The 14894-nt window shown below is 42.9% G+C and carries 14 protein-coding genes; 5 read left to right on the forward strand and 9 right to left on the reverse strand.

The window, feature by feature from the left end; translation table 11 throughout:
* Window positions 1-371 precede the first annotated feature (371 nt).
* Window positions 372-902 carry a hypothetical protein gene (locus tag D0466_RS05605; protein WP_117321544.1) on the reverse strand — a complete coding sequence of 177 codons (531 nt, stop codon included), beginning with the start codon at window positions 900-902 and terminating at the stop codon, window positions 372-374.
* Window positions 903-1132: 230 nt separating this feature from the next.
* Between D0466_RS05605 and D0466_RS05610 the strand changes: the two genes are divergently transcribed.
* The 4 genes from D0466_RS05610 (at window position 1133) to D0466_RS05625 (ending at window position 6222) form a co-directional block, all read left to right on the forward strand.
* The gene (locus D0466_RS05610; protein WP_117321545.1) at window positions 1133-2722 is read left to right on the forward strand and encodes an HD-GYP domain-containing protein; all 1590 of its coding nucleotides are present in this window, start codon (window positions 1133-1135) and stop codon (window positions 2720-2722) included.
* Window positions 2723-2995: 273 nt separating this feature from the next.
* Window positions 2996-4615: an ABC-F family ATP-binding cassette domain-containing protein gene (locus D0466_RS05615; RefSeq protein ID WP_117321546.1), complete on the forward strand. Its 1620-nt coding sequence runs from the start codon at window positions 2996-2998 to the stop codon at window positions 4613-4615.
* Between the two features lie 102 nt (window positions 4616-4717).
* A complete protein-coding gene (locus D0466_RS05620) occupies window positions 4718-5860 on the forward strand; it encodes an AI-2E family transporter (protein WP_325048678.1) in 1143 nt (380 codons plus the stop codon).
* Between the two features lie 107 nt (window positions 5861-5967).
* Complete coding sequence (locus D0466_RS05625; RefSeq protein WP_117321547.1) at window positions 5968-6222, forward strand: hypothetical protein; 255 nt, start codon at window positions 5968-5970, stop codon at window positions 6220-6222.
* A 277-nt stretch (window positions 6223-6499) separates the two neighbouring features.
* Here the strand turns inward: D0466_RS05625 and D0466_RS05635 are convergent, their stop codons facing one another.
* The 4 genes from D0466_RS05635 to D0466_RS05650 form a co-directional block, all read right to left on the reverse strand.
* Entirely contained in the window at window positions 6500-6814 is a 315-nt protein-coding gene (locus tag D0466_RS05635) for a hypothetical protein (RefSeq protein WP_199484507.1), read from the reverse strand.
* Window positions 6815-6930: 116 nt separating this feature from the next.
* Complete coding sequence (locus D0466_RS05640) at window positions 6931-7878, reverse strand: DMT family transporter (protein ID WP_117322225.1); 948 nt, start codon at window positions 7876-7878, stop codon at window positions 6931-6933.
* Window positions 7879-7982: 104 nt separating this feature from the next.
* On the reverse strand, window positions 7983-8768 hold the full coding sequence (locus tag D0466_RS05645; RefSeq protein WP_117321550.1) for a glucose-1-dehydrogenase: 786 nt from the start codon (window positions 8766-8768) through the stop codon (window positions 7983-7985).
* Window positions 8769-8780: 12 nt separating this feature from the next.
* Complete coding sequence (locus D0466_RS05650; protein ID WP_117321551.1) at window positions 8781-9635, reverse strand: GRP family sugar transporter; 855 nt, start codon at window positions 9633-9635, stop codon at window positions 8781-8783.
* Between the two features lie 265 nt (window positions 9636-9900).
* On the opposite strand from D0466_RS05650, the gene D0466_RS05655 reads away from it, so the two are divergent.
* A complete protein-coding gene (locus D0466_RS05655) occupies window positions 9901-10467 on the forward strand; it encodes a biotin transporter BioY (RefSeq protein ID WP_117321552.1) in 567 nt (188 codons plus the stop codon).
* A 48-nt stretch (window positions 10468-10515) separates the two neighbouring features.
* Here the strand turns inward: D0466_RS05655 and D0466_RS05660 are convergent, their stop codons facing one another.
* From D0466_RS05660 to D0466_RS05675, 4 genes are all read right to left on the reverse strand, one after another.
* The gene (locus D0466_RS05660; RefSeq protein ID WP_158555843.1) at window positions 10516-11523 is read right to left on the reverse strand and encodes a phosphotransferase enzyme family protein; all 1008 of its coding nucleotides are present in this window, start codon (window positions 11521-11523) and stop codon (window positions 10516-10518) included.
* Window positions 11524-11734: 211 nt separating this feature from the next.
* Window positions 11735-12385: a PAQR family membrane homeostasis protein TrhA gene (gene trhA, locus D0466_RS05665; protein WP_117321554.1), complete on the reverse strand. Its 651-nt coding sequence runs from the start codon at window positions 12383-12385 to the stop codon at window positions 11735-11737.
* Between the two features lie 155 nt (window positions 12386-12540).
* A complete protein-coding gene (locus D0466_RS05670) occupies window positions 12541-13200 on the reverse strand; it encodes a cell wall hydrolase (protein WP_117321555.1) in 660 nt (219 codons plus the stop codon).
* Between the two features lie 136 nt (window positions 13201-13336).
* Window positions 13337-14572 carry an MDR family MFS transporter gene (locus D0466_RS05675; protein WP_117321556.1) on the reverse strand — a complete coding sequence of 412 codons (1236 nt, stop codon included), beginning with the start codon at window positions 14570-14572 and terminating at the stop codon, window positions 13337-13339.
* Between the last annotated feature and the right edge of the window lie 322 nt (window positions 14573-14894).

A 14894-nucleotide genomic window follows, 5' to 3' on the forward strand; every position in this document is an offset into this window, starting at 1 on the left:
GCCTTTTCAGCCATAAATTTTGTTGGTCAGTCCCCCATTGGTGTAAAACATTAATCCCAGGGACTGACCTCCATTACTGTGCTCGTTATTCCAACGGGGGTCTGACCTCCACCACTGTACTGCGTTATTCCAACGGGGGTCTGACCCCCGACCACTGTACCGCGTTAGTCCACCGGGGGTCTGACCCCCACCGCTGTACCGCGTTAATCCACCGGGGGTCTGACCCCCAACACTGTACTGCATTAACCCACCGGGGGTCTGACCCCCAGTGCGGTAGTGCGTTAAACTAGTGCAGTACTGGATCTCCAGAAGTCCCTTAGAAACAAAAGAGAGTGCTGAAAAATTAAGTTCAGCACCCCTACACAATAGTATTACGAATCAATTGCAAAATTACTGATTTTCCAGCCTTCGGGTTTTTGGATGATGTCGACGTCGACGATCGTCGGTTTTTTTACTTCATCTGAGGAATAGAACTCATAAGTAAGCTTGCCTTTTCCGCTGTCAAGTTCATGATCGATTAACTTAATATATCCAATTTCTTTGCTGGCAATCCCGCTTCCGTATTGCATGGAAGGCCCATTTACAAAATGGATGCCCGTCTGTTGAAACTCGACATCATCGGTGACGCGTTTTTTCACTTCGGGAATATTGCCATTTTCCATCGCAAGGAAAAATTGTGTTACATCCTCATCGATGATGGATACCGTTTTCTGTGTTTTTTCCAGTCCTGCTATTTGATACTCCAAATCAGAGATTTTTTCTTTTAGGTTCAGGTTTTCGTCAAGGAGCGCAATCTCTTGTTCCCTTTTCAGGTAATCTTTTTCCGTTTGTATCAAATCACAGGAGGACAAAAGAAATACAGCAGGCAGCAGCAAAAGCGCGCCTAAAATTTTTGTGGCCATATTCTTTCCCTCCCTTTCGTTTTTGTCTCACTTATTAAACGATTGCAAACAAGAAAAAGTTTCAAATTTTTATAATTTTTTGTAAAAAAGAGGAAACTTTTATTTATTGGCATTTGCTCCTAAATAAAAAAATAAAGTCCATTGCCGATATTTCTTATAGGAAAGAAAAATTCGTCTATATTATAAGATGGTATATTTAGTCGCCGTACACTGTCACTGGAGATGATCGATTGAACCTGTACAATTTGTTTGAAAGAACCTTGTTAAAAAATTATCTGGCAGGCACCGCGATTGCCGTATTTGGGATGGGCAGCCTGTTGATTTTCGGTACAATTCGTTTATCCGTTTCAGAGGGTTATATTTTAATAGGCATTATGGTTTTTTCCGCAATGTCTATGGGAGTGTCGGAATTTCTTTACTACCTTTCCTATTCGAAACCGGTCCGAAACGTATACAGGAACGGCGATCCTTCCAGTGCACAATGGCAAAAAGCATTTTCGACGTTACAGAGAATGCCGGTTCTTGCCGTTAAACGCACAATGCTGCCGCATTTTCTCGGGATTACGATACCTGCTGTTTCGCTCACATTTTTGTTTATACATCTAGAGGTTTTGAGTCTTCCCCATTCCTATTTGCTATTGGCCTTTATCGGGGCAATTTTGATGTCGGCAATGCATGCGTTAATGGAGTTTTTCTTAACAATGAAAGCGATCCAGCCTTTACTGACCGACATATCGCTGCAAATGAAGAAGCAAAATCTGAACCTGTCCAGCCATGAAGAAACTTATTTTCTTGGGATTAAAAAGAAACTGCTTGCAAGCTCCCTTTTCCTGGCGCTTTTCCCTGTGATGTTTTTCAGTTTATTGACCATTGCCAATATGATTGAAGGAGACCGCAGTACGCTCTTCGATTTCTCCAATTGGCCCGTCTTTTTCCTTGCGTTATTGATTCTTCTGGCATTCGGGGGATCAGTGCTTCTATCGGATAACATCCAAAAGCCTATTCAGGAATTGAAATTCGGCATGGATACTGTTAAAAACGGTACACTTTCCTCATTGGAGAATAACTATTCCGACGAGTTTTCCGAACTTGTATCAGGTTTCAACCATATGGTCACGGCTATTAAAGAAAGGGATGCACAAAATGAATTGTTGCTTGAAAGCATTTACATGCTGATGGCAGGAACTCTTGACGCTCGTGATTCCTATACAGCCGGCCATTCATGGAGGGTGTCATCCTATGCCGTACAAATTGGGTCGGAAATTGGCCTGGATTCCCGGAGCCTTGATCTATTAAGAAAGTCGGCGATCGTGCATGATATCGGGAAAATCGGTATCCGGGATGAAGTTCTTTTGAAGGATGGACGCCTGACGGATGAGGAATTCGAACAAATTAAACAGCATCCTGTAATCGGCGCCAGGATCATAGAGCAGTATAAGATGGCGCCAGAGCTTTTGATGTTGGTTCCGGGAGTCAAATACCACCATGAGCGCTTTGATGGTAAAGGATATCCCGAAGGCTTGGCGGGGCATGACATTCCGCTTTTTGGCAGGATCATTGCCGTTGCGGATGCCTTTGACGCCATGACCTCGGACCGAACCTACCGAAAAGGAATGGATGTCGAGAGGGCTTTACAGATTTTAAGGGAGGGAAAGGCTTCCCAATGGGATCCCGATATTGCGGAGGTATTTGTCAAGATCATCGAAAAAGAACAGGTAAAATCCAACCCACAGCATGCTAACGAAAAGGTTAATCAATCTCCGTTAAGGTTATCCCATAAGGGGTCAGAACCCACAGAAACATCTGCATTTAGATCTTGATGTAAAGTTCAGATCTTAATATAGCGTTGTGGGGTCTGAGCCCTTTTTTTCTTGATACAGCCGCTTTTTTACACTCTTCCGCCAGCATTTGTGTTTATTCTATAAAACTTACTATCAATGCGTAATTCTAAGGTTCTATCCGTTAAAATTCATATTTATTCCAAGGAGTGGCCTTGACGAGCCCGTTTTTGCTTCATTCATTAGAAACCATTTTCCAGATGCCCTTCCCCGTGATATAATTTGAAGGATATTGTCTAGGAGGAATGCTAGAAAATGATTACTGTAAATAATGTTGGCTTGCGCTATGGAGACCGCAAGCTGTTTGAAGATGTAAATATAAAATTCACGCCCGGCAACTGTTATGGATTGATCGGAGCGAATGGAGCGGGAAAATCAACCTTCCTGAAAATCCTTTCCGGCGAAATCGAGGCACAGACTGGCGATGTGCATATGGGACCCGGTGAGCGCCTCGCTGTCCTAAAACAAAACCACTTTGAATATGAAGACCAGGAAGTCATGACCGTCGTGATCATGGGCCATGAACGTTTATACCAGGTCATGCAGGAAAAAGACGCCATCTATATGAAAGCTGACTTCACCGATGAAGACGGTATGAAAGCCGCGGAGCTGGAAGGCGAATTTGCCGAGCTAAACGGATGGGAAGCTGAATCCGAAGCTGCCATTTTATTAAAAGGCCTTGGAATAGAAGAGGACCTTCACAACAAAAAAATGGCGGAACTGACAGGCGGCGATAAAGTAAAAGTATTGCTTGCGCAAGCGCTGTTCGGCAAGCCTGATGTCCTGCTTCTCGATGAGCCTACCAACCACCTTGACCTTAAAGCGATCCAATGGCTTGAAGAGTTTTTGATCAACTTTGAAAACACCGTCATTGTCGTATCGCATGACCGCCACTTCCTGAACAAAGTTTGTACGCATATTGCGGATCTGGATTTCGGCAAAATTAAAATTTATGTCGGGAACTATGATTTCTGGTATGAATCCAGCCAATTAGTTACGAAACTGACACAGGAAGCGAATAAAAAGAAGGAAGAGAAAATCAAGGAGCTACAGAACTTCATCGCCCGCTTCAGTGCGAACGCTTCGAAATCGAAGCAGGCCACATCCCGAAAGAAGCTGCTTGATAAGATTTCCCTGGATGATATCCAGCCATCTTCCCGCCGTTATCCTTATGTCCATTTCACGCCAGAACGCGAAATCGGAAATGATTTGCTTCGGGTCGAGGGCATTTCCAAAACCGTGGACGGTGTAAAGGTATTGGATAATGTCAGCTTTATCATGAATAAAGGAGATAAAGTGGCGTTGGTTGGACGCGATGAAATCGCTAAAACCACTTTATTCAAAATTTTGGCTGGAGAAATCGAACCTGATGAAGGATCCTTTAAATGGGGAGTCACAACTTCTCAGGCATATTTCCCGAAAGATAATGCTGAATTCTTCGAAGGCAAGGATGTCTCGCTTGTTGACTGGCTGCGCGAATATTCCCCTAATGACCAAAGTGAAAGCTTCCTTCGTGGTTTCCTTGGCAGAATGCTATTTTCGGGAGAAGAAGTACTGAAGAAAGCAAGCGTTCTGTCCGGAGGGGAAAAGGTTCGCTGTATGCTTTCGAAAATGATGCTCAGCGGTTCAAATGTATTGATGCTTGATGAACCCACCAACCACCTAGATTTGGAATCCATTACTGCCTTGAACAATGGGATGATCAACTTTAAAGGTGCGATGATTTTCGCCTCACATGACCATCAGTTCATCCAAACAATCGCTAACCGTATCATCGAGATCACGCCAAACGGATTGGTGGATAAGAAAGTAACATACGATGAATACCTGGAAAACAGCGAGCTCCAAAAGCAAGTTGCTTCTATGTATAACTAAAAACGATTGCAAAAACACACTCCCCTTCTCCATGTGGGAGTGTGTTTTTATTCAAAGGGAAAATCTGGAACATTAAAGATTGCAATTTATGATGGATAATGTATGATGGAAACAGTGTTTCATGCTGTAAACCGTATTGGAGTTGATATTGTGCCTCAAACGAAAATGTTCCGGCTCGGCTATGGAATTATCATCATTTTGCTGATCATTTTACTTTCCGCAAAAGTTAATTTCATTTTTACGCCTATTGCCGTTATGGTGACTACCTTGTTTACCCCGATCGTTCTTTCGGGTGTGCTTTATTATTTACTGCGTCCACTCGTGAATTTATTGTCGAGATTTATTCCCCGGGCGCTTTCGATCTTAATGATCTATTTGATCGCGATCGGCTTAATCGTCTCACTCGTGTTTGTGGTTGGACCTCCTCTGCAGAAGCAGTTCAGCAGCCTGATCGAAAATACGCCAACCTACATTACAAAAGTCAGGGAAACTGTAATTGATTTAAATGACAATGAGTACGTGAACCGTTTTCAGAAAAACGAACATTTTTCTTTTGAAAACCTGTCCGACAAGGTTACAGAAAACATCAACGGATTCGTTTCCAATTTAGGTGCGAAAGCTGTCGGTTTCCTTTCTACCCTGACAAGCATACTAGTTCTCATTGTCCTGATTCCTTTTGTCCTGTTTTATATGCTGAAGGACGGCGACAGGCTTCCCGATCAAATCCTTAAGCTTGTGCCTGACCAACATAAAGATGAGGGGCGCAAGGTATTAAAAGACATGGATGAGGCATTAAGCTCCTATATCCAGGGGCAAATTCTTGTCAGCGTCTTCGTGGGAATATTCATCTATATAGGCTATTTGATCATTGGCCTGGAGTACCCGCTAATATTGGCCATCGTCTCGATGCTTACGAATGTGATTCCTTTTGTAGGGCCATTTATCGGTCTTATTCCGGCAGTTATCGTTGGTTTCATCGATTCACCAATGATGGCCCTTTGGGTTGTACTGGTTGTACTAATTGTCCAACAGATTGAAAGCAATCTCATTTCTCCACAGGTTATGGGAAGGCAGCTGGACGTCCATCCATTAACCATTATCCTGTTATTAATGGTGGCTGGAAGTCTTGCCGGAGTTGTCGGCCTGCTGCTGGCTGTCCCGACGTATGCCGTTTCAAAGGCAATCGTCCTTAATACGTACCGTTTTATCAGGCTAAGGAAATATGATGATACCCTTTCCCGATGATGATCAAATCCCGCCTGTTGGCGGGTATTTTTTTGCCTGATTTTTATCACTGTTGTTTAACATTCGTTTTTCCCTGGAATAATATGCACCAAAAGGGAGGAATTTAATTGGATGCAGGTGTGGTGAAAGATATATTTGAAAACAGTGGATACGAATTTCTCTATGAAAAATTCAACTATCAATTTTATATCTCCGGTTTGTTTGATAAAATAGAAAATAGCAGGATCCTCGAGTCCTTTTTAGATCATTACAGCTTTGACGAAAATGAAAGGAACCTCTTCGATGATTTTGCCTTCCACTTTAGAATTTTCCATAACTTATATGAAAAAAACAGCCTCTTTAATGAAGGGCCATGCCATTGACAAACCTGCTTGCCCATAACCGATGGAAAAAATACCTCAGTTTATAAGGAGTGTATCTATGCCATTTAAAGGACGCAGAAAGAAACATCTGCAAAAACGAAAATCACGAAATCAAGCTAGGTATTCTTGGTCTGATTTTTTTGCCGATATATTTTTCTATGTGCCGGAATTGATCGTTCTTCCTTTTCGGTTATTGTGGTGGGGGATCAGGGGTTTGGTACGGCTTTTCGACTGGACATAAAAAACGGGCAGGATGCCTGCCCGACAGTCGTTTCCATCACCAGTAGTAAGGGTAGCCGCCATACGGGTAGCCGTAGCCATATCCGTAACCGGGATAACCGTAACCGTAACCATAGCCGTAAGGATAGCCGTAGCCTCCCAATCCGCCAATTAAGGTACCCGCGGCAAGTCCTCCCAATAAACCTCCGACAAATGGGCCGCCAAATCCAAAGCCCCACGGTCTGCCAAATCCAAAGCCCCACGGTCTGCCAAAGCCCCAGCGACCAAAGCCAAATGGTCTGCCAAAGCCCCAACGTCCAAAGCCAAATGGACGAATCCTCATGTCATCTGTTGTTTCAATTGCGTTATTCACAATCTTCCTCCTCATGTAAATGTTTTTTGTTTCCTTATAGAAATATGACTATAAGGGCGATTGTGACTAGGCACTAATCATGATAAAAAAAATTTAGGCTTTTTTTTGGGGAGGCATCATGAAAACCTCGTGTCCATTTCGTCCATAGTGACAGTACCGCTTTCAACCTGTTTTGGGCTTATTGTCAGGATAATGACCATAGAGATGATACCGATTGCCCCAATTCCCTGGTACATACCAAAAGAAACTCCCAGCCAGAAAACCGATGAAATGACGGATGACAATGGTTCTGTACAGGAGAGCAGACTGCTTTCTTTCGGCGTGATATAACGCATGCTGTCAATGAATAAATAAAACGGGATCAGGGTACCAAATATGATGACAAATAAAATCATAAGAACCGCAGTAAAATCCAGAGATGCCAGTGTCTGTAAACCAGGAGGATATACCGGGCATAACGCGAGGCCGCCAATCATCATCCCCCAGCCTACGACAATGATCGAATCGAATTCCCTGACTAATTTGTCCGAATAAAGCGTGTAAAACGCGAGCGCAAGCGCAGATAATATCCCCCATAAAAAGCCTTCTTTTGATACGGCAAGCGTTTGCGGAGCCCCGTCTGTCAGTAGCAGAAACGTCCCCATCAGCGTTAAGAAAACCGCGGTGATTTCGAACCGATTCGGAAATTTACGCAGCTTAAGCAAATAATAACCCATGATAATCACTGGTGCGGCGTATTGCAGCAATGTCGCAACTGCTGCGTTACCGGCCTCAATGGCCGCAAAATAGGTAAACTGCACGCCAAGCATTCCAAACAAACCGAAGAGAACAAAATGGAAGATTGTATATTTGCTTTTCCAAATATCCCATACTGCCTGCCTTTTACCGCCTATCATTCCAAGCAGCAGAAAAAGCATCCCTGAAGCAAGCAGCCTAATTGTCACAAGCCACCCCATTTCCACATTGAAGTGCTGGAACAAGTGCTGGGCGGCCGTTCCCGAAATCCCCCATAATGAAGCTGCCACAACCACCATTACATATCCTTTATACCGGCTCATGATAATCCCTCTTATCTCAACTTTTATCCAATAATTACAATTATACCTCTTATTCCCATTAATTGTTGGCATAAAAAAACAAGGGAGCAAAAAATCACTCCCTTGTCCACTTAACCCCTGCCTGCCTGAAAGCCTGGATATTTCGTCATTCCTCCATCTGCATAAAGCGTTAATCCGGTAACATAACTGGATTCATCAGAAGCCAGCCAAGCCGCACATGCAGCAATTTCTTCCGGTTTACCGATATACCCCATGGGGATTAAAGCTTCTACTTCTTTTTTCCCTTGTGGGTCGGCAAACTTTTCTGCATTGATTGGGGTGTCAATCGCACCAGGCGAGATGTTATTGACCCGGATCCGTTTCGGAGCATATTCAAGGGCAAGCGTTTCAGTCAGCATTTTTACGCCGCCTTTGCTTGCAGCATAGTGGGCGAAATGGGGCCAAGGAATCCGGTCATGAACAGAAGACATATTGATGATGCTCCCCTTGATATCGTGCTCCAGCATATAAGCGATCGCTTCCCTGCTTCCCAAAAAAACACCAGTCAGATTGACATCGATGACCTTGTTCCAATCATCCAATGAAAGCCGTTCAGTCGGCACTTCATTTTCAATGCCGGCATTATTGACCATGATATTCAATGAGCCAAAGGTTTCAACCGCAAATGAAATCATCTTTTTGACGTCATCTTCATTCGTCACATCACCCTTAATGGCTGCGGCATCCCCGCCAGCGGTCTTTATGCTTTGAATGAGTTCATCCACTTCATTTCGATCGGAATGATAATTCACCACAACCTTAGCCTTTTCCCGGCCAAACCGTTCCGCCATTGCTTTGCCTAAACCTGTGGCTGCGCCGGTAATTACTACTACTTTATTCTCTAAATCCTTATACATGTATTACACTCCTTATTTTTTCGTCATTCCAAGCAAGACTCCTCCTGCTATAACAAGCGAGCAGCCAATAATTACAAATGTCAATTGCTTTTTGGATTTCTTTTCTCCTAAAAGGAAAATCCCTCCGAGGGTTGATATGACTATCCCCATTTGTGAAATCGAAAAAGCAATCGCCACCCCAACCTTTGGATTGGCCAGCAGCAGGCCAATGTTCCCAATGGCCCACATGATCCCGGTCAATATGTTTCGGGCAGCATATTTTGTAAAAGGGTTATGCTTTACCGAAAGCATAACGGCTCCTGCCAGCATCCCGATTGACTGTGGCAATATGGCAGACCAGCCCTCTATGTTGAACCATCTCACAACTACCACATATCCCAGAAATCCCAGCGAAGAAATGGCGAGAACGAATAATCCTTTCTTCAGATCCTCCTGTTGGCCGTTTCCTTCTTTCTTGCCCACCCCGGTCAATATGACACCCGCAATGATGCATACAAGAGCAATTATGCCAAGGATGATTGTCGTGTTCGTTGTCCACTCCTTAAAAACAATGACACCAACCAAAGTGGTCCCCAAAAGCTGCATGCCTGTAGAAATAGGGACAGTTTTCGATACACCCATGTATTTAACGCTGTTTAATTGATAGAGCTGCCCCACCGCCCAGGCAATTCCTGAAATGATTCCGACAACCCATACAAGCATATCCATATCAGGCGTCTTAATAAAAAACATAACAATAGAAAAAAGCAGTGCGCCAAGAGTGATGCCCAGCGTCTGGCTATAGGCATTGCCTCCCAGTTTCACACTGACTAAAACGATGCTCCCCCAGAAAACAGCCGGAAGCAGCGCGTAAAAAATTCCATCCATGATGTTTCCTACTTTCTTAGATGTTGGTATCAGCACGCTTAGTTTGGCTTTAACTTAGGCTTTATATTTCATTCGCGCATTTCAAACTAACTGGCTATCTTACTTTATTCCCTTTTTCATAATGAGAAAACATGGGTGAATTTTCAGAAAACTGACTGCGTTTCGACGGTGTTTCCTTTTTCACATTGACAAACTGTTATGGTGAAAATTACAATATAATATATGTTAACCAATCTTTAAAAAGTGTTTACATAGGAGGGGCAAGATGGAACATAATCGCGATCGATTAAGAATGATGATTATCACGGCATTATTTGCGGCGATTATTGGGATTCTGGCGCAAGTTACCATACCGCTGCCGCTGGTCCCGATCACCGGCCAAACACTGGCAGTCGGATTGGCAGCTACAATCTTGGGGGCTAGATATGGCACTTTGTCCGTTATTTTATACCTTATTATCGGAGCAGTTGGCATTCCGGTGTTTGCTGAGATGTCAGGAGGTATTTCAAAAGTTGTCGGTCCGACCGGCGGATATTTAGTCGGTTTTATCCCAACCGCTTATGTTACCGGACTGATTCTTGAGAAAACGAATTTTAAAATTCCTATTGCGATCTTTGCCAACATTGTCGGTATGGTGATCACCCTGACTTTCGGGACGATTTGGTTAAAATTTGCTGCATCCCTGTCCTGGACAGCCGCCATTACCGGCGGTGCAACACCATTTCTGGCAGTTGGAATCATCAAGGCCATAATTGCCGGCTGGGTGGGCGTCCTTGTCCGCAAGCGGCTCCAATCTTCAAAAATGCTGCCCCAAGCCAGGATTTCCGCATAAATCAAAAAACTCGCCGATTGGCGAGTTTTGTTTATGCATAGCCATATTTCATTGGAAATGTAAATCCCTAAAGTCAATGATTGCCTCTTCCTGCTGCACACGCACTTTTACTTCTTCAAAAAACCTTCTTTCATTGGCGCTTAACCGGGAAAAGTCAAATTTCTTATATAACACAGATAAAAGGACAATGTCACGAAGCTTCAGAAATAATGGTATGCTTTCTAAAGTTCCCGGGCCCAGTATATATTCCATTTTATAACCTTCTATGAATTTAGTGAAAAAACGTGAGGCAAATTCATCTCGCCCATCCTTTGAATGTAAATCCCTCTGAAAGACTATATAGTATAACGGAATTGCAATATCGCTCCCAAACCAGTGGTATGAACAATCATCGAAATCAAAGAGAAAGATGTCTTCTCCATGGATATGGAAATTTCCGGAGTGCAAATCTGAATGAATCAAACCATAATTATCTTCAGTCTTCTCTAAACTATTTATCTGAGCGATAATCCTGTCACGGTAAGCTGCTATTTCTGATTCTATATCGGGTTTAAACATTTCAATTTGGATCAACTCATCATCATCCCACTGAAGCCTGGCAGCTTTTCCTGTGGGAGGTTGGTAAGATTTCGTGATACGATGCAGTTTGCCGATTGCTGCTCCCCAAATTCGTGCCAGACCGCCGTTTTCTTCGATATTTCTCCAGCCAATTTGTCTGCCAGGAAGCATCTCAAAGCACGATATATAAAATTCCGTTTCATCCCTCGCCTTCCTTGTTTCTACAAGCTGCCCATTTTTAGACGTAAAATGGCCGTAAACATTGAAACCCTTATTTTTTAAAAAAGATACCCAATCAATTTCTGCTGCCAAAAGGTCATAAGTACGATGTGAAGAATGGGTGTATCTTACAATGACATCAAGGCTATCCCTTTTTCCTCTATAAATATAATTTTCGAAGTCCCCTAATTTCGTCAAGCTGTTGCGGTCAACTTCAAACAGGTCAGCGCCTTCATTCAGTATTTCACTGCTGAATACCAAATCCACCGTTTTTTCCATGGTCCCAATACCTCCCCAACTAAACATGACAAATACAATTTTATAGTCTCTTTTCATACAATATAGTGGTCTTCACATATATCATACATATATTGCAGAACATAGCAAACCCTTCAGAAAATCCCCAATTAAACACATTTCCATTTTTATTCCTGTATTCTTTCCATCACCTCGACAAATAAAAAACCTATCCAAATATGGATAGGAATATTTATAAAGCGATCGGAAGCACATAAAGCAGCACGGCAAAGAAATGAGCCGCTGTTCCACCCAGTACAAATACGTGCCAAACAGCATGATGGAATGGAAACCCGCGCCATACATAAAACACGGCTCCTACCGTATATAAAAGCCCGCCTGCGACCAGCAGATGCATTCCGGCTGCCGGTAAAGTTTCCGTTAACGGGTTCCAGGCAATCACAATGAGCCAGCCCATGGCGATATAAAGAATTGTTGAAAGGAACAGGAACCTTTTCACAAAAAATGTCTTAAAAACGATTCCGACAAGCGCAATTCCCCAAACAATGCCCAAAAGTGTCCATCCAAGAGCGCCCTTTATCACAATAAGCGTAAACGGTGTGTATGTACCAGCTATGAAAAAGTAAATGGCTGAATGGTCAAAGATTTCAAAGATATCCTTTGCCTTACCTGGCGGAAAGCTATGTACCAGTGTGGAAGCCGCAAAAAGAACGACCATTGTAGCTCCGTAAATGGCGGCAGTTGTGATATGCCAAGCAGATCCTTGTTTCACTGAAAATAAGATCAGGAATACCAGAGCGGCAATGCTTAACAATACTCCGATTCCGTGTGTAATGGCATTCACGATTTCTTCTTTTTTTGTATAAACATGAGTATCTGCCAAAATTTCATCTCCTTTTTTGCTTTTGTGGCTGAATACATATTTTTTGAACTTTGTATAAATTATATCTTACCCCTTTAACGCTTTAAAGAGATATTATTTCGATAAATAGAAAAAACCGGTCAGCATATGCTAACATGCCTGCGGCCGGTTTTGTTTTATATCGCAAAATGATGCTTGCCGATGACCTTGATCACTGTCAGCTGCCTCATCCATTTGCTCTCAGAAATACTTGGATTATAGAAATATAATGCTTCATCTGTTTTGCCCTGAATCGCAATGGCTTCATTTACCGCCTTTTTCGCCTCTTTACCGGCTGGCTTTTGAATGCTTCCGTTCATAACAGGCTCAAACTGGTTTTTCTGGTAAATGACCGCTGGGACGGTATCAGGAAATTGTTCGCTTTGGATGCGGTTTAGCACAACCGTTGCTACGGCCACTTTTCCTTTATATGGTTCTCCTTTTGCCTCGGCATGGACAAGCCTTGCAAGCAATTCTTTATCAGAACCTTTTATCGGTGATTTTGGAATCAGGAGAGCTTCTCCCGGCTTCACGCCACCCTTGTCATCTTCGTTTGCCTGCTCCACCTTCTCTATGGGGACTCCGTGCAATTTAGCTACATCCGATATCGTTTCACCCTTTTTTACAACATGTTTTTTCCCTGTTGTGGGTGAATACTTTTTAGCTGTATGAGGGTAATTCCTGTCTTTATGGTTAACAGGGGAAGCAGCTTTTTCCTTTTCCCCATGTTCAAAAATTAATCCAAGTGTAATGAAACAAAGAGCCAGAATGAATGATAATATTTTCTTATGATTCATGCGGATAACCTCCTTGGTAAACACCTGACAAGGATAACAGAGATAATCCGTTATTTCAGTGCAAAATATTTACCAAGGAAGCTAAGGAAGTTTTTGTATTGGATGATCAACCATGACGTAGCAGTTTACCCATCTTTTACCTGGGAACCTCGATATGATGGGAAAATTCACTGGTTTTCCTTTTTTTCAGCTGGATATAGACAATCAGAAATAGCGGGACTCCCACGATGGCTGTAACACCAAGTCCCCCAAATAAATACAGGGGCTGGCCTGCGCCAAAGTGCCCGAGCAAAGCACCGCCAAACCAGGGTCCAATCACATTTCCAAGATTGCTAAAGCCCATGGCTCCAAAATAGGTTCCCTTCATATCCGGATCCGCCAAATCATCAATGAAAATATCCGTCATCGAAAACATCAGGATCTCACCAATTGTGAAGCATAAAATAACCGCGATTAAGACAGGAATGCTCTTTGCAAAAGCGAATCCCAAAAGCGACAATGAAATAATCAAATTACCTGCTCCAATGGAAAGAACGGAAGGCAACCTTTTGCTTAGAGTGACGATTGGATACTGCAATATGACTACAATAATAGCATTTAGCGTCAGCAGGTATGTAAACATGGCAACTCCATCTTCAAAAGCATCCGATGAAGAGAAATACTGCGGCAACGTGGAATTGAATTGGGAAAATCCGATGATTGCCAGAATCAAACCGAGCAGTGCCATAGTGAAAATTTTATCCTGTTTTATTACTCCTGCGGCTTCCGTGAAGGTGATCGCATTGGAAGCGGCAGCAGCCTTCTCTTGATAACTTTTCAATGCAAGCACCAGGGTTACACCGTATAAAGCATAAATGAAACCGGCAGCAAAAAATGTGGCCATTGAGTCTGCAGAGCCCAGTTTCAAACCCAGCAGCGGCCCGAAGGTTACCCCGACATTGATTGCGAAATATCGCAGGTTGAAGATGAGCAGCCTGTTTTTCGGATCGGTGATATCGGACAGCAACGCTCTTGACGCAGGTTCAAAAAGGGCCCTGCAAAGGCCATTTAAGGAGTTCATAATAAAGAAAGCAGCTACGGTCTTTGAAAAACCAAACCCGGCAAAAACAAAAGCCCAGGCAAAAATTGATAAGATGAGGACCCTTTTCCTGCCAAACCGGTCTGATAAATAACCTCCCAGAAAGCTTGCCAGCACGCCGACAAGGGAGCTGACAGCAACAATCGCACCAGTCATCGCCGGGGTTACATTCATGAATTTCGTTAAATAAATCGCCAGAAAAGGCATGCTCATCGAGGTGGCCATCCGGCCAAACATGGTTCCGATAATAATATTCCATCCTATCGGACCTACATCTGTCAGTATTTTTCTCATAGTCTAAAACCTCTTTAACAGCCACAATGCCAAGTTGTCGCAATATGTATTGTTTTCTGATTTTAGACCTTTGGCTAGAGTGCCGTCAATAGAAATCGAAAAAAAAGGAATTATTTATAGTGAGTATTTTAAATAATAATACAAAAAGCTAATTTGAGTAATCCTTATCGGTAAACTCCGGTTGGTATAATACTTGAACGCGTTGTTCCGCCGACCAGACTTTTCACAAAAATACTGCATCAATAAATATAAAACTCTTCAAAAGATATTAAAATTCATAACCCATGCAACAAAATGTAGTTTTAGCAAATGAGTACTCAAT

The organism is Peribacillus glennii (assembly GCF_003429105.1).
GTDB lineage: Bacteria > Bacillota > Bacilli > Bacillales > DSM-1321 > Peribacillus > Peribacillus glennii.